22 protein-coding genes are annotated in these 25,808 nt (G+C 62.3%); 4 read left to right on the plus strand and 18 right to left on the minus strand.

Annotation, left to right across the window (positions count from 1 at the left end; genetic code table 11):
- Positions 1-524 precede the first annotated feature (524 nt).
- Both gltP and ACW9H9_RS13320 read left to right on the plus strand, forming a co-directional pair.
- Positions 525-1,856, plus strand: coding sequence for a glutamate/aspartate:proton symporter GltP (gene gltP, locus ACW9H9_RS13315; RefSeq protein WP_457343657.1), 1,332 nt, complete (start codon positions 525-527; stop codon positions 1,854-1,856).
- Between the two features lie 96 nt (positions 1,857-1,952).
- Positions 1,953-3,182, plus strand: a complete 1,230-nt coding sequence (locus ACW9H9_RS13320) for a nucleoside recognition domain-containing protein (protein ID WP_457343658.1) — start codon at positions 1,953-1,955, stop codon at positions 3,180-3,182.
- A gap of 63 nt (positions 3,183-3,245) precedes the next feature.
- Here ACW9H9_RS13320 and ACW9H9_RS13325 read toward each other — a convergent pair whose 3' ends face one another.
- The 18 genes from ACW9H9_RS13325 to ACW9H9_RS13410 form a co-directional block, all read right to left on the minus strand.
- Positions 3,246-3,857, minus strand: a complete 612-nt coding sequence (locus ACW9H9_RS13325) for an ABC-type transport auxiliary lipoprotein family protein (RefSeq protein ID WP_457343659.1) — start codon at positions 3,855-3,857, stop codon at positions 3,246-3,248.
- Complete coding sequence (locus ACW9H9_RS13330) at positions 3,854-4,792, minus strand: MlaD family protein (protein WP_457343660.1); 939 nt, start codon at positions 4,790-4,792, stop codon at positions 3,854-3,856. The genes ACW9H9_RS13325 and ACW9H9_RS13330 overlap by 4 nt, the downstream gene beginning before the upstream one ends.
- Before the next feature lies 1 nt (position 4,793).
- On the minus strand, positions 4,794-5,597 hold the full coding sequence (locus ACW9H9_RS13335; protein ID WP_457343661.1) for an ABC transporter ATP-binding protein: 804 nt from the start codon (positions 5,595-5,597) through the stop codon (positions 4,794-4,796).
- A complete protein-coding gene (locus tag ACW9H9_RS13340) occupies positions 5,594-6,742 on the minus strand; it encodes an MlaE family ABC transporter permease (RefSeq protein ID WP_457343663.1) in 1,149 nt (382 codons plus the stop codon). The genes ACW9H9_RS13335 and ACW9H9_RS13340 overlap by 4 nt, the downstream gene beginning before the upstream one ends.
- Positions 6,743-6,803: 61 nt before the next feature.
- Positions 6,804-7,847, minus strand: coding sequence for a DUF5924 family protein (locus tag ACW9H9_RS13345; protein ID WP_457343664.1), 1,044 nt, complete (start codon positions 7,845-7,847; stop codon positions 6,804-6,806).
- Between the two features lie 68 nt (positions 7,848-7,915).
- Positions 7,916-9,301, minus strand: coding sequence for a M16 family metallopeptidase (locus tag ACW9H9_RS13350; protein WP_457343665.1), 1,386 nt, complete (start codon positions 9,299-9,301; stop codon positions 7,916-7,918).
- Positions 9,302-9,358: 57 nt separating this feature from the next.
- Positions 9,359-11,017 (minus strand): Na/Pi cotransporter family protein, encoded by a 1,659-nt coding sequence (locus ACW9H9_RS13355; RefSeq protein ID WP_457343666.1) that lies wholly within the window; start codon positions 11,015-11,017, stop codon positions 9,359-9,361.
- A 214-nt stretch (positions 11,018-11,231) separates the two neighbouring features.
- Complete coding sequence (locus ACW9H9_RS13360) at positions 11,232-11,999, minus strand: TerC family protein (RefSeq protein WP_457343667.1); 768 nt, start codon at positions 11,997-11,999, stop codon at positions 11,232-11,234.
- A 64-nt stretch (positions 12,000-12,063) separates the two neighbouring features.
- Positions 12,064-13,371, minus strand: coding sequence for a CitMHS family transporter (locus tag ACW9H9_RS13365; protein ID WP_457343668.1), 1,308 nt, complete (start codon positions 13,369-13,371; stop codon positions 12,064-12,066).
- A gap of 248 nt (positions 13,372-13,619) precedes the next feature.
- A complete protein-coding gene (locus ACW9H9_RS13370; RefSeq protein WP_457343669.1) occupies positions 13,620-15,581 on the minus strand; it encodes a DUF7844 domain-containing protein in 1,962 nt (653 codons plus the stop codon).
- Positions 15,578-15,898, minus strand: a complete 321-nt coding sequence (locus tag ACW9H9_RS13375; RefSeq protein WP_457343670.1) for a DUF2388 domain-containing protein — start codon at positions 15,896-15,898, stop codon at positions 15,578-15,580. Before ACW9H9_RS13375 ends, ACW9H9_RS13370 begins: the two co-directional genes overlap by 4 nt.
- Positions 15,899-16,017: 119 nt before the next feature.
- Positions 16,018-16,338 carry a DUF2388 domain-containing protein gene (locus tag ACW9H9_RS13380; protein WP_457343671.1) on the minus strand — a complete coding sequence of 107 codons (321 nt, stop codon included), beginning with the start codon at positions 16,336-16,338 and terminating at the stop codon, positions 16,018-16,020.
- A gap of 348 nt (positions 16,339-16,686) precedes the next feature.
- A complete protein-coding gene (locus ACW9H9_RS13385; RefSeq protein ID WP_457343672.1) occupies positions 16,687-16,902 on the minus strand; it encodes a DUF1127 domain-containing protein in 216 nt (71 codons plus the stop codon).
- Positions 16,903-17,219: 317 nt separating this feature from the next.
- Positions 17,220-18,713 (minus strand): acetyl-CoA hydrolase/transferase family protein, encoded by a 1,494-nt coding sequence (locus ACW9H9_RS13390; protein WP_457343673.1) that lies wholly within the window; start codon positions 18,711-18,713, stop codon positions 17,220-17,222.
- A gap of 180 nt (positions 18,714-18,893) precedes the next feature.
- Positions 18,894-20,330 (minus strand): NAD(P)(+) transhydrogenase (Re/Si-specific) subunit beta, encoded by a 1,437-nt coding sequence (locus ACW9H9_RS13395; protein WP_457343674.1) that lies wholly within the window; start codon positions 20,328-20,330, stop codon positions 18,894-18,896.
- Positions 20,330-20,650, minus strand: coding sequence for an NAD(P) transhydrogenase subunit alpha (locus tag ACW9H9_RS13400; protein ID WP_457343675.1), 321 nt, complete (start codon positions 20,648-20,650; stop codon positions 20,330-20,332). Before ACW9H9_RS13400 ends, ACW9H9_RS13395 begins: the two co-directional genes overlap by 1 nt.
- A gap of 15 nt (positions 20,651-20,665) precedes the next feature.
- Positions 20,666-21,787 carry a Re/Si-specific NAD(P)(+) transhydrogenase subunit alpha gene (locus tag ACW9H9_RS13405; RefSeq protein ID WP_457343676.1) on the minus strand — a complete coding sequence of 374 codons (1,122 nt, stop codon included), beginning with the start codon at positions 21,785-21,787 and terminating at the stop codon, positions 20,666-20,668.
- Positions 21,788-22,229: 442 nt separating this feature from the next.
- Positions 22,230-23,129 carry a LysR family transcriptional regulator gene (locus ACW9H9_RS13410; RefSeq protein ID WP_457343677.1) on the minus strand — a complete coding sequence of 300 codons (900 nt, stop codon included), beginning with the start codon at positions 23,127-23,129 and terminating at the stop codon, positions 22,230-22,232.
- A 157-nt stretch (positions 23,130-23,286) separates the two neighbouring features.
- Here ACW9H9_RS13410 and ACW9H9_RS13415 point away from each other — a divergent pair, with 157 nt between their 5' ends.
- Together ACW9H9_RS13415 and ACW9H9_RS13420 are read left to right on the plus strand one after the other, a co-directional pair.
- Positions 23,287-24,468, plus strand: coding sequence for an acyl-CoA dehydrogenase (locus ACW9H9_RS13415; RefSeq protein WP_457343678.1), 1,182 nt, complete (start codon positions 23,287-23,289; stop codon positions 24,466-24,468).
- A 13-nt stretch (positions 24,469-24,481) separates the two neighbouring features.
- Positions 24,482-25,702: a CaiB/BaiF CoA transferase family protein gene (locus ACW9H9_RS13420; protein ID WP_457343679.1), complete on the plus strand. Its 1,221-nt coding sequence runs from the start codon at positions 24,482-24,484 to the stop codon at positions 25,700-25,702.
- Positions 25,703-25,808: the final 106 nt, after the last annotated feature.

The raw sequence follows: 25,808 nt of genomic DNA on the forward strand, positions 1-25,808 counted from the left end.
TCACAGGTCCCAGGGCTTGTTGAACTTGCGACGGGCTTGTGGCTCTGATGCGCACTTCATGCCGTACATAGCCCAAAATCCGTTTTGCGCCTTGGCTCAAGCATTTCTTAGTGTTTCTTCGCGACCACCTATCGAGAAAGTTTGCCGGTTACCAGGCAGGTTTTCTGACGTATGCGTAGGAATTTTCTAGGCTTTTACAGCGCCTCTCTAAATTTCCTGAAAACCGCTGAGCGGGCCTGAATTGGCCGGTTCACGGCATGCCTGCCTGCCGAAATGTCGTATTCCGACGCGCCGTCCAGACCCCGAATCTGCGAAAAAGCCATGCCGATTCGGCATAGGGTAGGCGTTTACGGCATTAGACGTTGGTCCGCTGCATCGGAATAGTTGCGCCTTTTTTCGCCTGCCAGTAAGCCATATCGGCCAAAAGGCGGTGACTTCTACGGGGGCCGATGCTCACACTTTTTCGCTTTCGAGCGTTCCAGCTGGCGCATCTGCCTGACTCCACTTGAAGTAAGGGTAATGACATGAAGAAGGCAAAGCTAAGCCTCGCCTGGCAGATCCTCATCGGTCTGGTTCTGGGGATTGCAATCGGTGCAGTGCTTAACCATTTCAGTGCCGAAAAGGCCTGGTGGATCAGCAACGTCTTGCAGCCCGCTGGCGATATCTTTATCCGCCTGATCAAGATGATCGTTATCCCCATCGTGATTTCCTCGCTGATCGTCGGCATTGCCGGGGTGGGCGACGCGAAAAAGCTTGGCCGGATCGGCGTGAAAACCATCCTTTACTTCGAGATCGTCACCACCATCGCCATCGTGGTCGGCCTGCTGCTGGCCAACCTGTTCCACCCGGGCGCCGGTATCGACATGAGCACCCTGGGCACCGTCGATATCTCCAAGTACACGGCCACCGCCGCCGAAGTGCAGCATGAGCATGCGTTCATCGAAACGATCCTCAACCTTATCCCTTCCAACATCTTTGCCGCCGTGGCCCGTGGCGAGATGCTGCCGATCATTTTCTTCTCGGTGCTGTTCGGCCTGGGCCTGTCGAGCCTCAAGCCAGAGCTGCGCGAGCCGCTGGTGACGTTGTTCCAGGGCGTGTCCGAGAGCATGTTCAAAGTCACCCACATGATCATGAAATACGCCCCCATCGGCGTGTTTGCGCTGATCGCGGTCACCGTCGCCAGCTTTGGCTTTGCCTCGCTGTTGCCGTTGGCCAAGCTGGTGATCCTGGTGTACGTGGCCATTTTGTTCTTCGCGTTTGTGGTGCTGGGCCTGATCGCCCGCCTGTTCGGCTTCTCGGTGATCAAGCTGATGCGCATCTTCAAGGATGAGCTGGTGCTGGCCTACTCCACCGCCAGTTCCGAAACCGTGCTGCCGCGTGTGATCGAGAAGATGGAAGCCTACGGTGCGCCCAAGGCGGTGTGCAGCTTCGTGGTGCCGACCGGCTACTCGTTCAACCTCGACGGCTCGACCCTGTACCAGAGCATCGCCGCGATTTTTATCGCCCAGCTCTATGGCATCGACCTGTCCATCGGCCAGCAATTGATGCTGGTGCTGACCCTGATGGTCACCTCCAAAGGCATCGCCGGTGTGCCGGGCGTGTCGTTTGTGGTGCTGCTGGCCACCTTGGGCAGCGTGGGCATTCCGCTCGAAGGCCTGGCGTTCATTGCCGGTGTCGACCGTGTGATGGACATGGCCCGCACCGCCCTCAACGTGATCGGCAACGCCCTGGCCGTGCTGGTCATCTCCCGCTGGGAAGGCATGTACGACGATGCCAAGGGTGAGCGCTACTGGAACTCGCTGCCGCACTGGCGCAGCAAGCAGGCTTTGCCGACCGGCCAGGCAAGCCGCGGCTGAGAGCTTGCGTGAACAGGACAAACCCCGGGTCATCCGGGGTTTGTCGTTTCTGCCAGCCCCGCTATCATTCGCCTCATCTTTCGGGGGACTCAACTGATGCTCAATGGCCTGTGGCTTGGCTTTTTTCTGGTGGCAATGGTGTCGGCCCTGGTGCAATGGCTGGTGGGCGGCAATGCCGGGATTTTTGCGGCGATGGTCGAGAGCATCTTTGCCATGGCCAAGCTGTCGGTGGAAGTGATGGTGCTGCTGTTCGGCACCCTGACCTTGTGGCTGGGCTTTTTGCGCATCGCTGAAAAAGCCGGGATCGTCGACTGGCTGGCCAAGGCCCTGGGCCCGCTGTTCAGCCGCCTGATGCCGGAAGTCCCGCCGGGCCATCCGGCCATCGGCCTGATCACCCTCAATTTTGCCGCCAACGGCCTGGGCCTGGACAACGCCGCCACGCCCATTGGCCTCAAGGCCATGAAGGCGCTGCAGGAACTCAACCCGCTGCCCACCACCGCCAGCAACGCGCAGATCCTGTTCCTGGTGCTCAACGCCTCCTCCCTCACCCTGCTGCCGGTGACCATCTTCATGTACCGCGCCCAGCAAGGCGCGGCCGACCCCACGCTGGTGTTTCTGCCGATTTTGCTGGCCACCAGCGCGTCCACCCTGGTGGGCCTGCTGTCGGTGGCGGTGATGCAGCGCCTGCGCCTGTGGGACCCGGTGGTGCTCGCCTACCTGCTGCCCGGCGCGCTGGTGCTGGGCGGGTTCATGGCATTGCTGGCCACGCTGTCGGCCACGGCGCTGGCCAGCCTGTCGTCGATCCTGGGCAACTTGACGCTGTTCGGGCTGATCATGCTGTTTCTGGTGGTGGGTGCGCTGCGCAAGGTCAAGGTGTACGAGGCGTTTGTCGATGGCGCCAAAGAGGGGTTCGACGTTGCCAAGAACCTGCTGCCCTACCTGGTGGCGATGCTGTGTGCGGTGGGCGTGCTGCGGGCGTCCGGCGCGCTGGATTTCGGCCTGGAAGGCATTCGCCACCTGGTGGCCTGGACCGGCCTGGACACGCGGTTCGTCGATGCGCTGCCCACCGCCATGGTCAAGCCATTCTCCGGTAGCGCCGCGCGCGCGTTGTTGATCGAAACCATGCAAAACCAGGGCGTGGACAGCTTCCCGGCGCTGGTGGCCGCGACGATCCAGGGCAGCACCGAAACCACGTTTTATGTGCTGGCTGTGTACTTTGGCTCGGTGGGCATTCAGCGGGCACGGCATGCGGTCGGGTGTGCGTTGCTGGCGGAACTGGCCGGGGTCGTGGCGGCGATTGCGGTCTGCTACTGGTTCTTTGGCTGAGGCTTAGACGGCCAGCGCAGGCACGCCACTCCCTTTTTGGCGGGCTGGCCTGCGATAAGGCCGTCAGCGTTCAGGCGCCGTATTGCCTTGCGCGACGGCCCACTGCACCACGCGTTTGCCCAGCGTATCTGCGGCCTGCCCGAACGCTGCGACCACCGCGGGCACTTGGCGGTCTGCCACTGCCTGCCTCACCTCAAACCGCTGGCTGGCGACAATCCGCTGGTCACTGGCGCGCACCAGGCGCGCGTCCAGGCGGATCACCACCTCAACGGCACTGGCGTGGTATTCGCTCTGAAACGCCTGCAATTGCCCGCCCAGCTCATAATCGGCCTGCACGTGAGTGTCGTCGGTGCTCAGCAGCGTCACCCGGCCATCGCGCTGGAACCCGTCCAGCAGGCGGTTGCGCAACAGCACCGGCGCCGGGTCGCTCCAGCGGGCGTTGGCGTAGTTGCTGATCACATCCCCTTGCGGCACCACGGCAATGCGCGGGCTGTCGAGAAATTCGCTGGCCTGGGGCTTGACCACCCGCAGCGACCAGCTCACCGGCGCCACGGGGCCCGCGGTTTGCGCCGACGGCAGGCGATACACGTCAAACGGGTCGGCCTTGGGCAAGATCGAGCAGGCGCTGAGCAACGCCAGGGCCAGGGGGGCGATCAGCGAGTAAGCGCGCTTCATGGGGTGAACTCCTTGCTCTTGTCACTGCCCAGCAGATACCCGCTGGGGTTGGCTTCGAGGCGGCGCGAAATGGCGCGCAGCGAGCCCAGGGTTTCGCGCAGTTCGCGCACGGCCGGGGCCAGTTCGTTGAAACCTTGTATGCCGCTGTTGAGCGAGTCTTTGTTGTCGCTCAACAAGGTGTTGATGGTGGCGGTGCTCTGCTCCAGCGAGCGCATGGCCTGCTCGGCGCTGCCGAACATCTGTTTGCCCTGATCGTTGAGCAGGCCGTTGGCGTTACGCATCAAGGCGCTGGTTTGCTCCAGGGTTGTGCTGGCCTGTTTGCTCACCTGCATCAGTTGCTGCATCACCACTTTGATGTCGCCGCGCTGGTCGGCCAGGGCGCCGGTGGTTTGTTGCAGGTTGTCCAGGGTGTTGCTCAGGCGGTCGACGTTTTCCCGCGAGAACATGTGGTTGGCGTTGTGCAGCAGTAGGTTGACGCTGGTCATCAGGTCATTGCTGTTGTTGAGCAACCGCGCGATGGGCGACGGCGAGGCGATGATCTGCGGCAGTTCGCCGCCCTTGCCCTTGAGCTCCGGGCTTTGTGGCGTACCGCCGCTGAGCTGGATGATCGAGGTGCCGGTGATGCCGGTCAGCGCCAGTTTGGCCTGGGTGTCTTCCTTGATCGGCGTCTGCCCGGCCAGGCGAATGCGCGCCAGCACGCGGCGCGGGTCCTTGGGGTCCAGGCGCAGGCTGGTCACATCGCCCACCTTGATCCCGCTGTACTGCACGGCGCTGCCTTGGGACAGGCCGCTGACCGCCTCGTTGAAGATCACCTCGTAATCCTGGAAGGCGCTGTCGATGCTGGACTTGGCCAGCCACAGGCCGAACAGCATGGCACCGGCCACCACGATCACGCTGAACAGGCCGATCATCACATGATGGGCTCGGGTTTCCATGTCATACCTCGTTGAGCGGTTGAGCGGCATCCAGCGCCGCCCGGCCCCGGGGGCCGTGGAAGTATTCGTGAATCCAGGCGTCGTCGGTTTGCGCGACGACATCGATGGCGTCCGCCACCAGCACTTTTTTCTGCGCCAGCACGGCCACGCGGTCGCTGATGGTGTAGAGCGTGTCCAGGTCGTGAGTGACCAGGAACACGCTCAGGCCCAGCGCGTCGCGCAGGGTCAGGATCAGTTGATCGAAGGCGGCGGCGCCGATCGGGTCGAGGCCGGCGGTGGGTTCGTCGAGAAACAGGATGTCCGGGTCCAGCGCCAGCGCCCGGGCCAGGGCGGCGCGTTTGATCATGCCGCCGGACAGCGAGGCCGGGTACTTGTCGGCGGCAGACATCGGCAACCCGGCCAGCGCCAGCTTCACCGCCGCCAGGTGCTCGGCGTCGGCGCGGTTCAGGCCGATGTGTTCGATCAGCGGCAGGGCGACGTTTTCGGTGACGGTCAACGAAGAAAACAGCGCGCCCTTCTGAAACAGCACGCCAAAGCGGCGTTCCACCTGCGAGCGCTCATGTTCCGGCAGGCCCGGCAGGTTTTTGCCGAACACACGCACCTGGCCTTCGCTGGGCTGGCGCAGGCCGATGATGCTGCGCAGCAGCACCGACTTGCCACTGCCCGAACCGCCCACCACCGCCAGGATCTCGCCCTTGTACACGTCCAGGTCGAGGTTCTCGTGCACGCTTTGCGCGCCAAAGCGGTTGCACAGCCCGCGCACTTCAATCACCGCCTCGGTGGGCGCCGGCCGCGTGCGGTTCACCAGCCCATCTCCATGAAAAACAGCGCGGCGACCGCATCCAGCACGATCACCACAAAGATCGATTGCACCACGCTTGAGGTGGTGTGCGCGCCCACCGACTCGGCGCTGCCGCTGACCTTGAAGCCCTCGAGGCAGCCGATGGCGGCGATCAGGAAGGCAAACACCGGCGCCTTCACCAGGCCCACCAGAAAGTGCTGCACGCCGATGTCCGAGTGCAGCAGCGATATAAACATCGCCGGTGAAATATCCAGTGCCACGGCGCACACCACGCCGCCGCCGATGATCCCGCAGAGCATCGCCAGAAACGTCAGCATCGGCAGCGCCACCAGCAGCGCGAGCACGCGGGGCAGCACCAGCAATTCCATCGGGTCCAGGCCCAGGGTGCGGATGGCGTCGATTTCTTCGTTGGCTTTCATCGAGCCGATTTGTGCGGTAAAGGCGCTGGCGGTGCGGCCGGCCATCAAGATGGCGGTGAGCAATACGGCAAATTCCCGTAGGAAAGAGAACGCCACCAGGTCCACGGTAAAGATGCTCGCGCCAAAGCTTGCCAGCACCGTGGCCCCCAGAAACGCCACCACGGCGCCCACCAGAAACGTCAGCAGGGCGACGATGGGCGCCGCGTCCAGGCCGGTCTGTTCGAGGTGCGCGACCATGGGGGTCAGGCGCCAGCGTTTAGGGCGCAGCAGGCCACGGGCGAAGGTTTCGAGGATCAGGCCGATAAAGCCCAGCAGTTGGGTCGAGTCTTGCCAGACCCGGTCCACCGCCCGGCCGATACGGGCCAGCACCTGCATGCCGGCGGCCTCTTCCGGGGCTTTGGCCGGGGCGCAAAAGTCATTCAGGGCGCGGTAAACGGTTTTGAGCAATGCGCGTTCGGCGCTGCCAAGGCTGCAGTCGCTGTGCTCGGCCGATTGCTCGATGCGGGCGGGGCCGAGCAACTCCACCAACAACGACGCGCCCGCCGTGTCGAGGGCGCCGAGGCCGTTGAGGTCGACCCGGGCCCCGGCGTCGTACTGGCCGTCGAGGGTGTGAGACAGGGTTTTCAGGCGGGCATAGTGGGCCAGCGTCCAGTCCCCCGTCACCCTCAATTGGGGCGGGGTGGTGGAGGTGTCCAGGTGGGCGGCGCCGGCCGTGGTCGTCCTGATCATAAGCTCCGAGCGTGTTGGGCTATTTTGGATCCGCAGATCCTACGTAATAGCACGATCCGTCCTACTTTGGCGCGTCCGGTGTGACACTGGCTTGATTCGGGTCGGTGACTTTAAAGCGCAAGACGCCAATCACCTGCCCGTCTTCGGTGACCACCCGTACCTGCCAGCGGCCTACCGCGTCGGCCGGGAAATTCTGCTTGTGGGTCCAGGCCCGGTAGCCTTCCTTGCGCCCGCCGTGGATGTCCAGGGGGATGCGGTCGACTTCCTTGCCGTTGAATTTCCACACATGGTAGATGCGCTCATCCAGCCCACGCGGCGCGTTAATGGCCGTGTAGGCGTACAGCCCGCCGCTGCGCAACTGGGCGGCGCTGACGTCCTTGAGGTCATCGCTGGGGGTGCGGTCTTGCAGTTGGGTGCTGATGGCCACTTCGGTCAGCCACAACGTGGCGGGCGGCACCCAGGTGCGTAAAAACCAGCCCGCCAGGCCGATGGTGGCTGTTACGCCCAGCAACATCGCCCAGCCTTTGACGCTGCGCAGCGGCAGGCTCACCGCCAGGCTTGGGATCGACAGCAGCATGGCCACGCCCAGCGCCAGTTTGTAACTTTGGGCGGTGGTCAGGTGCAAGATGATCGGCAGCGCCGTGAGCAGCGCGGCGAACAGGGTCAGGGTGTGCAGCGTGAGAAACAGCCAGCGCCGCGGGGCCAGCCATTTGTAGTACAGCGGGTCGGTGATGGACACCAGCGCCGCCGCGCCCAGCAGGCCGGTGAACACCGACTGGCCGCTGTTCCAGGTGGTGGTGACGAAAAAGAACGGCAGCACGAAAAACAGGCTTTCCTGGTGGATCATCTGCGTGGCGTAGCGCAGCAGCGGCTCGGGGATGTCACGCTTGAACACCTTGCTGAACAGCTGGGTAAAGCTGTTTTCCAGCATCAGCCACACCCAGCTCACCAGCATGATCACGGCGATCCAGCTGGCCATGCCCTGCTGGCGATCGACAAGGATGAAGCTGCCGGCCCCCGAGATAAAACCACCGAGTGCGATCACCCCCGGGTAGCGCTTCATCAGTTCGAGGATGCGCTGGATGTAGTGGGTCAGGATAGGCATCGGGCGGTTCACAGTCTGGGTAGGAAAAATCCGCGACAGGATAACGTTTTAGCCCTGTGGCTGTAGCCTCATTGCACAACTCGTTTGCGATAACGGCGTGCGCCGACCAGCGCAATCGCGATCAGCCCCAGCACGCCTGCGCCGATCCAACTGAGCGCGTCGTAGCTGAGCAGCGGTTTTTCGATGCGCCAGTAACCGGGCTGCTTGAGCAGCGCGCGCAAGGCCTGGTTGGCTTGCTCGAGGGTCACCGCCTTGATGCGCTTGGCCGGGTCGCCGAAGCGGCCCTTGGCGTAATCGCCCGACGCGCTCCAGTAATAGTCGGCCAGCGCGCTGTTGCCCTGCACCGCCCAGGCCTGGCGGGCGATGGCGGCCTGTTGCAGGCGGGCAAACACGGTGGGGTCCAGGCCGTCCTTGAGCAGGTGGGCTTGCAGGTCTTTGAGGACCTGTTCGGCTGTTGCCAGGTCGTCGCGTTCAAGGTCGGCGTTGAGGCTGATAAAACCGACACTGCCCAGCACTTCGCGTTCGCTCCAGGGGCCGTAGGACAAGGTGTGCTTGAGGCGCAGTTGGCGGTACAGCGCCCAGTCGAAATAGTCTTTGAGCAGGTCAAACGTTTCGTCGTACTGGTCGTCCAACACCGGCTCGGGAAACAGCCAGTGCAGCTTGGCGTTGTTGCCGACCCAGCCGTGTACCAGGTCGCGACGGGTGGCCGCGGCCTGCCGGGCCTCCGGCAGCGGGCGATGTTCGCTGGGTTCTACCGGTTCCAGGGCGCCGTAGGTGCGCTCCAGGTAGGCTGGCAATAGTTTGTCGAGGTCGCCGACCACAATCAGCGTCATGTTGTTGGGGGCGTACCAGTCTTTGCGCAGGGCCTGTAGTTGTGCGCGGGTCAGGTGGCCGACCTGAGCGCGTTCGGCGCATTGCAGGCCCAGTTCCACGGCCAGTTGGCGACCGGCGGTGTGGCCCAGGTCCTGGCGGTCGAGCAGTTGTTGCAGGTGCGAATAGTGGCCGCCGTCTTCACGCTCCACCACCTGCTTGGCGGCGGCGATGTTGGCGTCGGTCAGTTGGGTCTGGGTGAGGATCGCCAGCAACAGGTCGAGCACCTTGCGCTGGTTTTGCGCCGGGGCTTCGATGACAAAGGTGGTGTCGGCGTTGCCGGTGTAGGCGTTCCACTCGCCGCCCAGGGCTTGCATGCGGTCTTCCAGCTCGCCCTCGCCGCCGCCGTCCAGGCCGCTGAAAAACAAGTGCTCGAGCAGGTGCGGCAGTTCTTTGTCGGTGCAGTCGAAGTCGTCCAGGCCCACGCCCACCACCAGGCGGATGGCCACGTGCCCGCGCTCGGTGCCCGGCTTGAGCAGCACTTGCAGGCCGTTGGGCAAGGTGTAGCCCTCGACCTGCAAGCGATCAAAGGCAAAGGCATGAGCCGAGCCCATGAGCAGGCAGGCGAATAACAGGCGACGCATAACAAGCTTCCTGGCGAGGGAGGTCAGTGTTAACTGACTTCACGGGCCGTCTTACGTTCAGGGCGAATGGGTGATGTCGGCGATATCGTCAGCGGACAGCGCGCCGGTGTCGGACGTTTCCAACACTACATATGCACTGCTACAGAACAACGAATTCAGTCGTTTCATGTCGGCAATCAGTTCCAGGTGCAGGGAACTGGTTTCCAGGCTCTGCACGATCTTACGTTGCAGGCGGCTCACGTGGGCGTGGGCCAGGCGACGTTCCTGAGCGCGAAAGCGACGTTTCTCACGCAGCAGCTGCCGGGCGCTTTCCGGGTCGGCGCTCAGGAACACCGAAAGGCCCAGGCGCAGGTTGGCGATCAACTGGCTGTGCAGGCCAGTGAGTTCCTCAAGGCCAACGTCGGAGAACTGGCGGCGTTGGGCGGTTTTCTGCTGCTGCACCTTGCGCAGCATGCGTTCGATCAGGTCGCCGGCCAGCTTGAGGTTGATCGACAACTCGATGATTTCTGCCCAGCGCCGGCTGTCGTGCTCACTAAGGTCTTCGCGGGGCATTTGCGCCAAATACAGTTTGATCGCGCTGTTGAGCGCTTCGACATCATCGCTGAGGCTGCGCATTTGCTGAGTGATGGAGGTCTGGTTGCCGCGCAGCACCTCGAGCATGGCGGTGAGCATGTTGTCGATCAGGTCGCCCAGGCGCAGGGTTTCGCGGGCCGCGTTGGCCAGCGCAAGGCTTGGGGTTTCGAGGGCGGTGAGGTCCAGGTGACGGGGTTTGGCCTTGCCGTTGGTTTCCGGGCGCTCGGGCAACAGCCACTCGCACAGGCGGGCCATGGGGCCGATGGTGGGCAGCAGGACCAGGCAGCGGCTGACGTTATAGAGCAGGTGAAAACTGATGACCATGCCCTGCACGCTGTAGTCCAGGCCGTCCATCCAGCGGGCCAGCGGGTCCAGGAACGGAATCACCAGCAGCAGGCCGATCAGCTTGTACAACAAGCTGCCCAATGCCACCTGGCGACCGGCGGCGTTTTGCATGCTGGTGCTCAGAAACGCCAGCACGCCACTGCCGATGTTGGCGCCGATCACCAGGCCGATGGCCACGTGCAGGCCGATCACCCCGGCACCGGCCAGCGTGGCGGTGAGCAGAACGGCGGCCAGGCTGGAGTAGGAAATCATCGCGAACAGCGCGCCGACCAGGGCGTCGAGCAAGATATCGCCGGTGAGCGAGGCAAACAGCACTTTGACGCCCTGGGCATGGGTAATCGGCCCGGCGGCTTCGACAATCAATTGCAGCGCCAGAATGATCAGGCCCAGGCCGATGCCCACCCGGCCCATCTGCCCGGCGCGTGTCTGTTTACGCGACAGGAAGAAAATCACCCCCAGAAAAATCAGCAGCGGCGACAGCCAGGACAGGTCGAACGTGAGCACCCGCGCCATCAGCGCCGTCCCCACGTCGGCGCCCAGCATGGTGGCCAATGCAGGCGTGAGGCCCATCAGGCCCTGGCCCACGAACGAGGTGACCAGCATCGCCGTGGCGTTACTGCTCTGCACCATGGCGGTCACCAGAATACCGGCGATAAACGCCAGCCAGCGCTTGGCCATGTTCTGGCCGATCACGTGGCGCAAGTTGGAACCGTAAACCCGCAGGATGCCGGTACGGACGATATGCGTGCCCCAAATCAGCAGGGTCACGGCGGAAAGCAGATTGAGCAAGGTCAGCATGCTCGGCCCCCCGTGTGGGTGTGCCCCGATCGGGGCGAAGGAAAAGTTACCGCGTGCCGCTCTACGTCTTGTACTTAAGCTGTAGTTGGCGAATGGGCGGTGCGCCAGCATCGCATAGCTAAAGTCACGATTGAAACAAAACTGTCATGAAATCAGCTTTTTGCAGATGAAAAAAAGGGGCTCAATGAGCCCCTTGTTCTGCCGCGGGTTCAGGTTACTGACCCGGAATGTCCTTGCGCAGTTTCACCGGGTCCTGCTGTTTTTTCTTTTTGGCGATGGCGGTGCGCATCTTGATGTTCACCGCTTCCACTGCCAGCGAGAACGCCATGGCGAAGTAGACGTAGCCTTTTGGTACATGCACGTCGAACGCTTCGGCGATCAGCACGGTGCCCACCACCAGCAGGAACGACAGCGCCAGCATCTTGAGCGACGGGTGCTTGTCGATGAACTCGCTGATGGTGCCCGAGGCCAGCATCATCACCAGCACGGCCACGATGATCGCCGCCACCATGACCGGCACATGGGACACCATGCCGACGGCCGTGATGACCGAGTCCAGCGAAAACACGATGTCGATGATCGCGATCTGAATGATGGTGTAGATGAACTTGCCGCCGCCGCCTTTGGGCGCGTCCTGGGTTTCGTCTTCGCCTTCCAGCGCGTGGTACATCTCCTGGGAGCTTTTCCACAGCAGGAACAGGCCGCCGAAGAACAGGATCAGGTCGCGCCCGGAAATGCCCTGCCCCAGCACCACGAACAGGTCGGCGGTGAGTTGCATGACCCAGGTGATGGACAACAGCAGCAGGATCCGCGTGACCATGGCCAGCGCCAGGCCGAAGATCCGGGTGCGCGCCTGCATGTGCTTGGGCATGCGGCTGACCAGGATCGAAATCATGATGATGTTATCGATGCCCAGGACGATCTCGAGGGCCGTCAGGGTGAAGAAGGCAATCCAGATTTCCGGATTGGTCAGCCATTCCATGTGTATTCCTTTGAGCAAGTGTTGGACCGCGCCCGCTTGAGCGCGGCGCGGTGGGTTGTCACGGTTATAGAGTGCTGAACAGCGGGAAAATCCCCATCAGCAAAGCGGCGAACATTATGCACAGGCACACCAGCACTGCCCACTTGAGGGTAAAGCGCTGGTGATCGCCAAATTCGATACCCGCCAGGGCCACCAGCAAGTAGGTCGAAGGAACCAGCGGGCTCAACAGGTGCACGGGTTGGCCAACGATAGACGCACGGGCCATTTCCACGGCGGTGATGCCGTAGTGGCTGGCGGCTTCGGCCAGTACCGGCAACACACCGTAGTAGAACGCATCGTTGGACATGAAAAAGGTGAACGGCATGCTCACCAGCGCGGTGATCACCGCCAGGTAAGGGCCCAGCGCGTCGGGGATCACGGCCAGCAAGCTCTTGGACATGGCGTCGACCATGCCGGTGCCCGACAGAATGCCGGTGAAAATACCGGCGGCGAAGATCAGCCCGGTCACGGCCAGCACGCTGCCCGCGTGGGCGGCGATGCGGTCTTTCTGCTGTTGCAGGCACGGGTAGTTGACGATCATCGCGATACTGAAGGCCACCATGAACAGCACCGGCAGCGGCAACAGGCCAGCGATCAGGGTGCACATCAGGGCGAAGGTCAGGGCGCCGTTGAACCAGATCAGCTTGGGGCGGCGGGCGTCGGGGTATTGGGAGACGCTGATTTCGCTGTGGTCGATCTCGTCACCCTGCAGGTGCAGCTCGCCCAGTCGGGCCCGCTCACGCTTGCCATACAGGTAGGCGATCACCAGGATCGCGATGACGCCTGCGGCCATGGCCGGGATCATCGGCACGAAAATGTCCGAAGGGTCCACGTGCAGGGCGCTGGCGGCGCGGGCGGTCGGGCCGCCCCAGGGGGTCATGTTCATCACGCCACCGGCGAGGATGATCAGCCCGGCCATGATCCGCGGGCTCATGCCGATGCGCGTGTACAGCGGCAACATGGCGGCCACGCAGATCATGTACGTGGTGGCGCCGTCACCGTCCAGCGACACCACCAGGGCCAGCACGGCGGTGCCCACCGAGACTTTGAGCGGGTCGCCCTTGACCATCTTGAGGATCTTGCGCACGGCCGGGTCGAACAGGCCGGAGTCGATCATCAGGGCAAAATAGAGGATGGCGAACATCAGCATCACGCCGGTGGGCGCAAGCTTGGTGATGCCTTCGAGCATCATCGGGCCGATCTTTGGCGCGAAGCCACCGAACAGCGCGAACAGAATAGGCACGATGATCAGCGCGATCAGCGCGGACAGGCGCTTGGTCATGATCAAAAACATGAACGTGATGACCATGGCAAAGCCAAGGAAAGTCAGCATGGGAATACTCCAGGCGTAGCGCGGCTAGTAGGGAATGGCGACCGGGGGCGGTCAGCGCAGAACGAACGGCACGGGGCGTACGGGCGGAGTCGGGGCGAACAGGGCGGTAGGAGCGGACATCGGGGATCACCATTGTTGTTGTTAGCTGCCGGTCTGTTGCCGACAGTGGGGGGCGATCCTAGACCCGCAAGCTTTCAGCCAGCTTTCGCGGTATCAACAGATGACGGGAGGTGTGTGGGGGGCGCGATTCAGGGCAGTTGCAGGCCGCCGGCCGCTTTGTGCAGGGTGCGCAGGTGTTCGCCCAACTGCTTGAGGTTGGTTTCGCTGGCGGCGATTTCGGCGGCGCGGGACGGCTCCAGCAGCGCCCTCACCTCTTTGTCCAGGTCGCCCGTGAGGGTTTGCAGCTGTTTCTGGCGCTGGTCGCTTTCTGATTGTAGGCGCGCCCATTCGGCCGGTTGCGGCAGGCCGTAGCCGCTGGAGCCCAAGAGCTCTGCGGGGCGGCTGAGAAAGCCGCTGTTGGCGAGGATCTGCTGCAAGGTGGCGTTGGCTTTTTCCATGCCGCCGTTCTTCAGCTCGCGGGCGTTGAGGTAGCGCTGCTTGACCTCGTCCTGGGCCAGCATCAGTTGGCGGCGAAAGCTGGCCTGTTCCAGCAGCAGCAAGGCGGCGCTGGTGCGCAGGTCGGCCTTGGCGAACCAGGGCCTGCGCTGTTCGGCGCTCAGGGCCAGCCAGTCTTCGACCTGGGTCTGCGGGATGGGCAGGTGCTTTTTGAGGACCTCGAACATCGCCTGGTAGCGCTCGCGGAACGAGTCGAAGTGATAACCCAGGCGCAGCGCCCGCTGGGGGTCGTCCAGCACGCTGGTATCGGCCAGGCCCCGGGCGGCGAGCACTTGCAGCAGGCCGTTGGGGGTGATGTTGTCCAGCCCGGTCAGGTTGGGGTTGGCGCTGCCGCTGCGCAGCAGTTTGAGGCTCTCGACCGCACAGTTGTTGGAGATGAAAAAGTAGTTGCCGTCGTAGCTCCAGTGCATCTCGGCGGCGTGTTCGACGGTGTCGTTGATCTCTTGACGCGTGAGCTTAAGCGGCACCGAGGCCAGGCCGCGCAGTTCGGTCTTGGTGTATTCGTCGATCACCTGCGCCAGCGGCAGCACAAACAGCCGGGACGGGTATTTGCCGACCAGGCCGTCCCAGCTCGACAGCTGCACGTCCCCCACAAAGGCGCGGTAGGACAACACCAGGTGCTGGTCCAGGTCCAGGCGGCAGTCCGGCCCGCGTGGGCGGCCCGGGGCGCAGATCACCAGGCGCAACATGCTGTGGCCCCAACGGCTCACCAGGTTCTGGTTGGCTTCGGCCAGCAGGTAGTCGATCTCGTAGACGCGTTCGGGGTCGACCTGGCCCAGCGGGGTTTTGGCAAAGTCGTTACCGGCATTGAGGAAGGCGTAGGTCTTGGCGCATTCGTCCTTGGCCGGGGGCGCCCAGCCGAAGTGTTCCTGGTAATAGCGGTACAGCGCGGGGCGGCGGCAGGCGTAGCTGGGGTCGAGCAGGAAATACTCCATGTTGACCGCCACGAACTCCAGCGGGCTGGTGGTTTCGTACAGGTCGGGGCTGCGGGCGACCTGGTGGTTGTTCTGTTCCCGTTCGCCGCGTCGGCCAACGTATTGCGGCCAACCGGCCAGGTCCAGCAGGCGCGGGTCATCGCTCAGGGTGAAGCGGCGGTCGTTCTGGCCCCGGCATTGGTCGGGCAGGCCGATCAGGCCGGTGATGTTGTTCTGGCGGCTGCAACGCTGGATCAGCGTGCGGTCGGCGCTGGACCACAGGCGCGCGCGGTCGTAGAGGTGGGTCAGCTCGTGCAACACCGTGGCGAGCAATTCGCGGCGCACAGTGCCGTGGGGGCGATTGGTTTTTTGCGTGGCGGCGCTGCCGTCGGTGAGGCTGGCGAGCAGGTTGCGGTTCAGGTCCAGCTCCGACACCAGGGACGCCTGGCCGTAGGCGTTGGCGGGCATCTTGTCGGTCCATTTGACCTCGACGCGCCGGTCCAGTTGCTCAATGAAGCGCGGCGGCAAGGCCTGCATGGCTTCATCGAGCAAGGCCTGGCTGGCCTGTTGTTCGGCCGGGCTCAAGCCTTGGGTGTCGAGCCGCAAGTGCAAGGCCGCCTGGGCTGCGCTGCCAAACAGCAGCACAGTGGCGGCGAACAGCCAGGCCGCGAAGTGCCTCACAGTGCGAGGATGGCTTCGGCGAGGACCTGGTCGCTGGCGTCGCGGGCTTGCGGTACGCGGGTGCGCAGGGTGTTGAAGGCCGCTTCCAGCTGAGCACCGCGAATGGTGCCGTCGCTGGCGACGAAACTGGCGGCGTCGTCGTGGGCTTCGCGCACCACTTTGGAGTCGCGAATGGAGGTGGTGGTGTCCGAGGTGAAATCAACGGTACGGCCAAAGGCGCGCACGATGATGTTACTGGTGGCTACCAGGGTGTGCGCCTGGGCGACATCGGCCAGCAACAGCAGGCCAAGGGCGGCAGCGATCAGTGGGCTACGCATGGAATGACTCCGAAATACAAAAGTGGCTATTGGACGAGAATTGCCTGTGCCAGTTCAAGGCCGCCGACATTAAGTTTTGGCCATCCAGGCGCAAGGCACGTCCCGTCCGGGCACCGGCATCAGATCGCCAGAATGGCCTGGGCCAGTTGCGCGTCGGTGGCGCCTGCCAGTTGGGGCGCTTGCTGACGGATCTGCGCCAGGGCGCTTTCCAGTTTCACGCCACGGATGGCGCCTTCGCTGGCCACAAAGCTGGCGGCGTCGTCACGGGCGGCGCGCACGACTTTGTTGTTACGCAGGGAGGACGTGGCATCGGAGGTGGCATCGGACGTGGCCTTGAGTGCGCCGACGAGTGCATCGGTGGTCACCAGCAGGCTGGACGCGTGGGCAGTGGAAGCCAGGGCCAGCAGCGCAGCGGCGCTCAGCAGACGAAGACGAGACATGGGGTGACTCCTGTAAGGGGACAAAAAGTGGCACAGCGCCGCCACTGTTGAGGGCAGCATTGGGGGTCAGACGCCCGTTCTACAGCCTTCGCCAAGTGGTGGGCGGATATTAAGCTGCCGTTTATCCGGCGCAAAGCGGTCCCCGCTAAAAGGGCGGGCCTAGACGGTTCAATTCAAACTGTACTTGTGTGTTTTTAATGTTTTTAAAACTGTATCTATCGCGCCAAACGACCGAAAATACCGTGCCCCAAAACAACAAAACCCGCCGCCGGTTACCCGGGGCGGGTTTTGCTACAACAATTCTTGAGGCTGGCGGTTAACCCGTAGGTCAGGGCCAGCGGGCGCTCGTTAGCGCCAGAACGGCTTGCTCAGCTCTTCGTAGCGTTGAGCTTCGCTGATACCGGCGTCAGCCAGCAGGCGAGCATCCAGACGAGCCAACTGGTGGCGGCTGGAGATGCGGCGCTGCCACAACATCAGGTTGGCGAGAACGCGCAAAGGCATGGAAGCCTGGGTGTTTACAGCTTTTTCTTCAAAGAACAGATCGGAACTGAGTGTACGTTCCATGATGACATCCTTCCGCTTGTGGCGGGATTAGGTAGTGGTTTAACTGATGCCAATGATCCTCTTCCGGCGCAAGACTCTCTAGATACAGTTCACCTGTATTGTGCGAGGCCAGTTAACTGTTTATAGGCGCTGTGCTGGTCGTATTTGGGGCAACTGTACCTGTCTGCGCTAAAACAGTGCGAAATAGGTCTTTTCTGAAAGGGGCGTGGGAATTTTCGGTAGGAAATGACCAGTACAGCAGTACAGTTTTTCAGGAAAGGGCGCGCACACCCCCAGGCTGATGCAACTGTGTTGGCATCAGCCCGGATCTGCACCCTTTAGGCCTTGAGCATATGCCCGGTTTCTTCCAGGTTAATGTGCCAACTCAGGGCTTCGCGCAGGATGTGCGGGGTATGGCCGCCCAGCGCGCAGGCCTCGGTGAAGTAACTGTCGAGCGCCGCGCGGTACGCCGGGTGCACGCAGTTGTCGATGATCACCCGGGCCCGCTCGCGAGGGGCCAGGCCACGCAGGTCGGCCAGGCCGATTTCGGTCACGAGGATGTCCACGTCATGCTCGGTGTGGTCCACATGGCTGACCATCGGCACCACGCTGGAAATGGCGCCCCCCTTGGCAATCGACTTGGTCACAAAGATCGCCAGGTGCGCGTTGCGCGCAAAGTCCCCGGAGCCGCCAATCCCGTTCATCATCCGCGTGCCGCACACGTGGGTGGAGTTGACGTTGCCGTAGAGGTCGAACTCCAGCGCCGTGTTGATGCCGATGATGCCCAGGCGCCGCACCACTTCGGGGTGGTTGGAAATTTCCTGCGGGCGCAGCACCAGTTTCTCTTTATAGCGTTCCAGGTTGCCGAACACGTCGGCGTTGCGCCGTTCGGACAGGGTGATCGAACTGCCCGAGGCAAAGCTCAGCTTGCCTGCGTCGATCAGGTCGAAGGTCGAGTCCTGCAACACTTCGGAATACATGGTCAGGTCTTCAAAGGGCGACTCGATCAGGCCGCACATCACCGCGTTGGCAATGTTGCCGATGCCCGCTTGCAACGGGCCCAGCTTGTTGGTCATGCGCCCGGCCTGCACTTCTTCTTTAAGGAAGCCGATCAGGTGGTTGGCGATCGCCTGGGTGTCGGCGTCGGGCGGGGTGACGGTGGAGGCCGAGTCTGGCTGTTGGGTGATGACGATGCCGACGATTTTTTCGGGCGGGATCGGGATGGCGGTGCTGCCGATGCGGTCGTCCACCTTGACCAACGGGATCGGCGTGCGGGTGGGCCGGTAGGTCGGGATATAAATGTCGTGCAGCCCTTCCAGGTTCGGGTTGTGCGCCAGGTTGATCTCGACGATCACCTGCTTGGCAAAAATCGCGAAACTGGCGGAGTTGCCCACCGACGTAGTCGGCACGATATGGCCCTGCTCGGTGATCGCCACGGCTTCGATGACCGCGATGTCCGGCAGCTTGAGCTGGTTGTTGCGCAACTGCTCGACGGTTTCCGACAAGTGCTGGTCGATAAACATCACCTGGCCCGCGTTGATCGCCTTGCGCAGTGTGCTGTCCACCTGGAACGGCATGCGCCGCGACAACACGCCCGCCTCGGTCAATTGCTTGTCCAGGTCGTTGCCCAGGCTGGCGCCGGTCATCAGGGTGATTTTGAGCGGCGACAGCTTGGCGCGTTCGGCCAGGGCATGGGGCACGGCCTTGGCTTCACCGGCGCGGGTGAAGCCGCTCATGCCGACGGTCATGCCGTCCTGGATCAGTGCGGCAGCGTCAGCCGCGCTCATGACCTTGTTCAACAGCGAAGGCAAGCGGATACGATCACGGTACATGGAAGGTTTTCTCGGGCTACGGAAGCAAGGTGCGCAGTTTAGTGATTTCAAAAAATTTCGACCCGCTACCATGGTCGAATGTCAGGCCGCGATTTAGAGCCTTTGGTCGGTTTTCATGCGCGCATAAAAAACCCCAGCCTACGGGAGGCTGGGGTGTGGGGTATTGCGCTGGCGCAGTATTCAGTCGACAGCCTTGACCATGTCCTCGATGACTTTCTTGGCATCGCCAAAGACCATCATGGTCTTGTCCAGGTAGAACAATTCGTTGTCCAGGCCCGCATAGCCGCTGGCCATCGAGCGCTTGTTGACGATGATGGTCTTGGCCTTGAACGCTTCCAGGATCGGCATGCCGGCAATCGGCGATTTGGGGTCGTTCTTGGCCGCCGGGTTGACCACGTCGTTGGCGCCAAGCACCAGCACCACATCGGCTTGTCCGAATTCAGAGTTGATGTCTTCCATTTCAAACACCTGGTCGTAGGGCACTTCTGCTTCGGCCAGCAGAACGTTCATATGACCGGGCATGCGGCCCGCCACCGGGTGGATCGCATATTTCACAGTGACGCCATGGTGGGTCAGCTTCTCGGTCAGTTCCTTGAGCGCGTGCTGCGCTCGCGCCACCGCCAGGCCGTAGCCCGGCACGATGATCACGGTGTCGGCATTGGTCAGCAGAAACGTGGCGTCGTCGGCCGAGCCGGACTTCACCGGCCGCGCTTCCCTGGTGCCGGCTGCGGCGCCTGCGTCCGCCGAATTGCCGAACCCGCCGAGCAGCACATTAAAGAAGGAACGGTTCATGGCCTTGCACATGATGTACGACAGGATCGCGCCGCTGGAGCCCACCAGGGAACCGGCGATGATCAGCATCGAGTTGTTCAGCGAAAACCCAATGCCCGCCGCCGCCCAGCCCGAATAGCTGTTGAGCATCGACACCACCACCGGCATGTCGGCGCCGCCGATCGGGATGATGATCAGCACGCCCAGCACAAAGGCCAGGGCCAGCATCAAGGCGAACGCACCCAGGTGGCCGGTGAACATGAAGGTCAGGCCCAGGGCCAGGGTGGCCAGGCCCAACACCAGGTTGAGGGTGTGTTGCCCGCCAAACTGTACCGGTGCGCCCTGAAACAGGCGGAATTTGTACTTGCCCGACAGCTTGCCAAAGGCAATCACCGACCCCGAGAAGGTAATGGCACCAATCGCCGCGCCCAGGAACAACTCCAGGCGGTTACCCACGGGAATCGAATCCCCCAGTTGCTTGACGATGCCCAGGGACTGCGGCTCGACCACCGCGGCAATCGCAATAAACACCGCCGCCAGGCCGATCATGCTGTGCATGAACGCCACCAGCTCCGGCATTTTGGTCATCTCGACACGCTTGGCCATGAGCGAGCCCGCCGTGCCGCCGATCAGCAGGCCCACGATCACGTAGCCAATGCCCGCCGTGGCCAGCTCGGCGCCCAGCTTGTAGATAAGGCCTACGGTGGTCAGCACCGCCAGCGCCATGCCCAGTATGCCGAACAGGTTGCCGCGCCGGGAGGTGGTGGGGTGCGACAGGCCTTTAAGGGCCTGGATGAAGCAGATCGACGCGATCAAATAGAGCGTCGTGACCAGATTCATACTCATTATTGCTGCACCTCTTCTTTAACCTTGGGCGCTTTCTTCTTGAACATCTCAAGCATCCTACGCGTTACCAGGAAACCGCCGAACACATTCACCGCCGCCAGCGCGACAGCCAGGGTGCCCATGGTCTTGCCCAGCGGCGTCACCGTGAGGGCGGCGGCGAGCATGGCGCCCACGATCACGATGGCCGAAATGGCGTTGGTCACCGCCATCAACGGCGTGTGCAGTGCGGGTGTGACGTTCCAGACCACGTGGTAACCGACATAAATCGCCAGCACAAAGATGATCAGGTTGTAGATACCGGGGGAGATAAGCTCTTCCATCGTCTGAATCCCTGCTTAGGCGTTTTTGCGGATGACCTGGCCGTCGCGGCACATCAGGCACGCGGCGACGATGTCGTCTTCGAGGTTGATTTCAAACCGGCCTTCCTGGGTGAACACCAGCTTGAGGAAGTCCAGCAGGTTGCGCGCGTACAGCGCCGACGCATCGGCCGCCACGGCGCCCGCCAGGTTAGTGGGGCCGCAAAGGGTCACGCCGTGGGCGACCACTACCTGGTCGGCCACGGTCAGCGGGCAGTTGCCGCCTTGCGCGGCGGCGAGGTCGATCACCACCGAGCCTGGCTTCATTTGCGCCACGGTGTCGGCGCTGAGCAAGGTGGGCGCCTTGCGACCGGGGATCAGTGCGGTGGTGATGACGATGTCCGCCTGCTTGGCGCGCTCGTGTACGGCCAGGGCCTGGCGCTGCATCCAGCTGGTGGGCATCGGGCGCGCATAACCGCCGACGCCCACCGCGCATTCGCGCTCTTCATCGGTTTCAAACGGCACGTCGACGAACTTGGCGCCGAGGGATTCGATCTGCTCCTTTACTGCCGGGCGCACGTCGGACGCTTCGATAACGGCCCCCAGACGTTTCGCCGTGGCAATCGCCTGCAGCCCGGCCACGCCGGCACCTAGGATCAGCACGCGGGCGGCTTTCACCGTGCCTGCGGCGGTCATCAGCATGGGCATGAAACGCGGGTAATGCTGCGCGGCCAGCAACACGGCCTTGTAGCCCGCGATGTTGGCCTGGGACGACAGCACATCCAGGCTCTGCGCGCGGGAGGTGCGGGGCGCGGCCTCCAGGGCGAAGGCGGTGATGCCGCGTTCGGCGAGCTTGGCGATGGTTTCGTTGCTGAACGGATTGAGCATGCCCACCAGCACGGTGCCGCTGTTGATCAGCGTCAGTTCGCTGTCGTTGGGGGCGACCACCTTCAGGATCAGCTCGGCGCCAAAGGCCTCGGCGGCGCTGCCCAAGGCTGCGCCGGCCGCTTCATAGGCGCTGTCGACGATACTGGCAGTGAGGCCGGCGCCGCGTTGCACAGTGACCTTGTGGCCCTGGCCGATCAGCTTCTTGATGGTTTCCGGGGTGGCGGCCACCCGGGTTTCGCCGGTCTGGGTTTCTAGAGGGACACCAATGTGCACGTCAAATCTCCTGCGCGATCTTTTTGCTGTTTTTGTAAAAAAGCCAGGGCGCCATGGGGGCACATCTGGTCGGCCGATCAGCACGGTCCCGCTTAAATACAGCGGGGCGCGGCATTTTGCAGGCGAACTTTGCGGCCTTTCAAGAGATTATGACGTGTGACGAAAAATTAACTACAAGTCACCCTGTGACCTATTGCCGCAATAAATGGTTATAAGTCGTTTAAATACAGGTGATTACAGGGTTTTTGCGGGTTAATAAGTTTTTTATCGGGGTGATGATGAACGGTGCTTAGCGGCGGCTGTTTTTTGCCTGTAAGCCTTACATTACGTGGGTTTAAAGCCATTTTCAGGGCGATTGATACGGTCTTCTAGAATGCGACATATATATACATATGTAGGAATTATTTTACTGACTACAAAGTCAGCTAGCGCGCCAATCCCTTTATTTATAAGGGTTGTAGCGGTTCGACTGCTCGGTCAGCCAGTCCCTGAAGGCCCTGAGCGAGGCGGTTTCGACTTTTCGCTCGGGAATCATCAGGTAATACGCCTTGGCGCTCTCCAGCGCCTGGGGGCTGGCAATCACCAGATGCTGCTCGTTCAGCTCGCGTTGAATCAGGAACGGCGGGATCAGCGCGATGCCCATGTCATGCATGGCCGCCTGGGACAACATCGAGAATAGCTCGTAGCGCGGGCCTGTCATGTCGCGGGACACATTCAGTTGCTGTGCGTTGAACCACTGGCGCCAGGCATAAGGCCGTGTGGTTTGTTGCAGCAGGGGCAACTCGGCAATCTCCTGGGGGGTGAAATGCGTGCGCCCTTCCAGCAGTCGCGGGCTGCACACCGGATGTGGGTTTTCTCCCATCAGCTTGTGGGATTGGGTGCCGGGCCAGTCGGCGTCGCCAAAGTAAATGGCAGCGTCGAACTCGGTGTCGGCAAACAGGAACGGACGTGTGCGGTTGGTGAGGTTGACCGTGACTTCGGGGTGCTGCAGTTGGAAGTCCTTCAGGCGCGGGATGAGCCATTGGGTGCCAAAGGTCGGGACCACGGCCAGCTCGATGACATTGGTGCCCTGCTGGCCCATCACCGACAACGTGTCGCGCTCCACCGCGTCCAACTGCGCCGCCACCCGGCGGCTGTAGGACAGGCCTGCCTCCGTCAGCTTGACCCCGCGCTTGGAGCGTCGAAACAGCTCGACACTCAAATAATCCTCAAGGCCTGCAATCTGTCGGCAAATGGCGCTTTGTGTGATGGAAAGCTCCTGCGCGGCCTTGGTAAAGCTTTCGTGGCGTGCGGCGGCTTCAAAGCTGACCAGGGCGGTGGTGCTGGGGATCTTTCGGCGCATGTACCATAACCTCACTAATTAATGAATTTTTCCCGGTAATTTTAATTTTCGAAGTGACAAATTAGCACAGGCTTATGCGCAAACCTCGTTTGCCCTCCTCGCTTGCCCGGCCTAGGCTCCTCCCACGACTTTTGGTTTTCATCGCGAGGAGTTCCCCATGGGCGGCAAGGCAAGCTTCAACTGGATCGATCCACTGCTGCTGGATCAACAGCTCACCGAAGAAGAACGCATGGTGCGCGACAGTGCCCAGCAGTTCGCCCAGGACAAGCTGGCGCCACGGGTGCTGGAAGCCTTTCGTCATGAAAAGACCGACCCTGCGATCTTCCGGGAAATGGGTGACACCGGCTTGCTCGGCGCGATGATCCCCGAGCAGTACGGCGGCAGCGGCCTGAACTACGTCAGCTATGGTCTGATTGCGCGGGAAGTGGAGCGTGTCGACTCTGGCTACCGGTCGATGATGAGTGTGCAATCGTCACTGGTCATGGTGCCCATCAACGAATTTGGCACCGAAGCGCAAAAACAGAAGTACCTGCCTAAGTTGGCGTCGGGCGAATGGATTGGTTGCTTTGGTCTGACCGAGCCTAATCACGGTTCCGACCCGGGTGCGATGATTACGCGTGCACGCAAAGTGGAAGGCGGCTACAGCCTCACGGGCAGCAAAATGTGGATCACCAACAGCCCGATCGCCGATGTGTTCGTGGTGTGGGGCAAGGATGATGCCGGCGACATTCGCGGCTTTGTGCTGGAAAAGGGCTGGAAAGGCCTGAGTGCCCCGGCGATTCACGGCAAGGTGGGCCTGCGGGCGTCCATCACCGGGGAGATCGTCATGGACAATGTGTTTGTGCCTGAAGAGAACATTTTCCCGGATGTGCGTGGCTTGAAGGGGCCGTTCACCTGCCTCAACTCGGCGCGCTACGGGATTTCCTGGGGGGTGCTGGGGGCGGCTGAGTTCTGCTGGCACACCGCGCGCCAGTACACCCTGGACCGCCAGCAATTCGGGCGCCCGTTGGCGGCGACACAATTGGTCCAGAAAAAACTGGCCGACATGCAGACCGAAATCACGCTGGCCCTGCAAGGGTGCCTGCGGTTGGGCCGTATGAAGGATGAGGGGACGGCGGCCGTGGAGATCACGTCCATCATGAAGCGCAACTCTTGCGGCAAGTCCCTGGACATCGCGCGCATGGCGCGGGACATGCTGGGCGGCAATGGCATATCCGACGAATTCGGGGTGGCGCGTCACCTGGTCAACCTGGAAGTGGTGAACACGTATGAGGGCACCCACGACGTGCATGCGTTGATTCTGGGGCGTGCGCAAACCGGTCTTCAGGCGTTCTATTAATAGGAGAGCGGCGATGGGCGCTTTATCGCACCTGCGGGTACTGGACTTGTCGCGCGTGTTGGCGGGCCCCTGGGCCGGGCAGATCCTGGCGGACCTTGGGGCCGAGGTGATCAAGGTCGAGCGGCCGGGCAATGGAGACGATACGCGGGCCTGGGGGCCACCCTTCCTTAAGGATGCCGAGGGGCAGAACACCAGTGAGGCGGCGTATTACCTGGCGGCCAACCGTAACAAGGAGTCGGTGACCATCGATTTCACGCGGCCCGAGGGGCAGAAGCTGGTGCGCGAGCTGGCGGCGAAATCAGACATTTTGATCGAGAACTTCAAGGTGGGCGGCCTGGCGGCTTATGGGCTGGACTATGAGTCGCTCAAGGTCATCAACCCGGAGCTGATCTACTGCTCGATCACGGGGTTTGGCCAGACCGGGCCTTATGCTGCGCGGGCAGGTTATGACTTCATGATTCAGGGTTTGGGCGGGCTGATGAGCCTGACCGGGCGCCCGGAGGGTGAAGACGGTGCGGGGCCGGTGAAGGTCGGGGTGGCGCTGACCGACATTCTGACCGGGCTTTATTCGACAGTTGCCATCCTGGCGGCCATGGCTCACCGCGATCATGACGGCGGCGGGCAACATATCGATATGGCGCTGCTGGACGTGCAGGTCGCGTGCCTGGCTAACCAGGCAATGAATTACCTGACGACGGGCGAACCGGCCAAGCGGCTGGGGAATGCGCACCCTAATATTGTGCCGTATCAGGATTTTCCTACGGCGGACGGTGATTTCATCCTGACCGTGGGTAACGACAGCCAGTTTCGAAAGTTTGCCGAGGTAGCCGGGCAGCCGCAGTGGGCGGATGACCCGCGCTTTGCCACTAATAAGCAGCGGGTCACTCATCGGGCACAGCTGATTCCATTGATCCGTCAGGCCACGGTCTTCAAGACGACAGCCGAATGGGTGGCGCAGCTTGAGCAGGTGGGGGTGCCGTGTGGGCCGATCAACGACTTGGCGCAGGTGTTCGCCGACCCGCAGGTGAAGGCGCGCGGCCTGGCGCTGGAGCTGCCGCACGCGCTGGCCGGGACGGTGCCTCAGGTGGCCAGCCCTATGCGCTTGTCCAAGACGCCGGTTGAATACCGCAGTGCACCGCCGCTATTAGGTGAGCACACGGCCCAGGTGCTTCAGCATGTGTTGGGGTTGGCGCCGGTGAATGTGGCGGCGTTGAGGGAGGCGGGGGTGATTTGAGTGCCTGTTAATAGAGAAGCGGGGCCATTTTTAAGTAATTGATAGAAAAGCGAAATAAAGGGTTGACGGCGAATTATATCTGTCTATAATTCGCCCCACTTCCGGC

The organism is Pseudomonas sp. SDO5215_S409 (genome assembly GCF_054071325.1).

What these genes read in the sequence shown, in the direction of transcription:
- gltP (WP_457343657.1), top strand. Translation starts at nt 525, where the DNA reads ATGAAGAAGGCAAAGCTAAGCCTCGCCTGGCAGATCCTCATCGGTCTG.
- ACW9H9_RS13320 (WP_457343658.1), top strand. Translation starts at nt 1,953, where the DNA reads ATGCTCAATGGCCTGTGGCTTGGCTTTTTTCTGGTGGCAATGGTGTCG.
- ACW9H9_RS13325 (WP_457343659.1), bottom strand. Translation starts at nt 3,857, where the DNA reads ATGAAGCGCGCTTACTCGCTGATCGCCCCCCTGGCCCTGGCGTTGCTC.
- ACW9H9_RS13330 (WP_457343660.1), bottom strand. Translation starts at nt 4,792, where the DNA reads ATGGAAACCCGAGCCCATCATGTGATGATCGGCCTGTTCAGCGTGATC.
- ACW9H9_RS13340 (WP_457343663.1), bottom strand. Translation starts at nt 6,742, where the DNA reads ATGATCAGGACGACCACGGCCGGCGCCGCCCACCTGGACACCTCCACC.
- ACW9H9_RS13345 (WP_457343664.1), bottom strand. Translation starts at nt 7,847, where the DNA reads ATGCCTATCCTGACCCACTACATCCAGCGCATCCTCGAACTGATGAAG.
- ACW9H9_RS13350 (WP_457343665.1), bottom strand. Translation starts at nt 9,301, where the DNA reads ATGCGTCGCCTGTTATTCGCCTGCCTGCTCATGGGCTCGGCTCATGCC.
- ACW9H9_RS13355 (WP_457343666.1), bottom strand. Translation starts at nt 11,017, where the DNA reads ATGCTGACCTTGCTCAATCTGCTTTCCGCCGTGACCCTGCTGATTTGG.
- ACW9H9_RS13360 (WP_457343667.1), bottom strand. Translation starts at nt 11,999, where the DNA reads ATGGAATGGCTGACCAATCCGGAAATCTGGATTGCCTTCTTCACCCTG.
- ACW9H9_RS13365 (WP_457343668.1), bottom strand. Translation starts at nt 13,371, where the DNA reads ATGCTGACTTTCCTTGGCTTTGCCATGGTCATCACGTTCATGTTTTTG.
- ACW9H9_RS13375 (WP_457343670.1), bottom strand. Translation starts at nt 15,898, where the DNA reads ATGCGTAGCCCACTGATCGCTGCCGCCCTTGGCCTGCTGTTGCTGGCC.
- ACW9H9_RS13380 (WP_457343671.1), bottom strand. Translation starts at nt 16,338, where the DNA reads ATGTCTCGTCTTCGTCTGCTGAGCGCCGCTGCGCTGCTGGCCCTGGCT.
- ACW9H9_RS13385 (WP_457343672.1), bottom strand. Translation starts at nt 16,902, where the DNA reads ATGGAACGTACACTCAGTTCCGATCTGTTCTTTGAAGAAAAAGCTGTA.
- ACW9H9_RS13390 (WP_457343673.1), bottom strand. Translation starts at nt 18,713, where the DNA reads ATGTACCGTGATCGTATCCGCTTGCCTTCGCTGTTGAACAAGGTCATG.
- ACW9H9_RS13395 (WP_457343674.1), bottom strand. Translation starts at nt 20,330, where the DNA reads ATGAGTATGAATCTGGTCACGACGCTCTATTTGATCGCGTCGATCTGC.
- ACW9H9_RS13400 (WP_457343675.1), bottom strand. Translation starts at nt 20,650, where the DNA reads ATGGAAGAGCTTATCTCCCCCGGTATCTACAACCTGATCATCTTTGTG.
- ACW9H9_RS13410 (WP_457343677.1), bottom strand. Translation starts at nt 23,129, where the DNA reads ATGCGCCGAAAGATCCCCAGCACCACCGCCCTGGTCAGCTTTGAAGCC.
- ACW9H9_RS13415 (WP_457343678.1), top strand. Translation starts at nt 23,287, where the DNA reads ATGGGCGGCAAGGCAAGCTTCAACTGGATCGATCCACTGCTGCTGGAT.
- ACW9H9_RS13420 (WP_457343679.1), top strand. Translation starts at nt 24,482, where the DNA reads ATGGGCGCTTTATCGCACCTGCGGGTACTGGACTTGTCGCGCGTGTTG.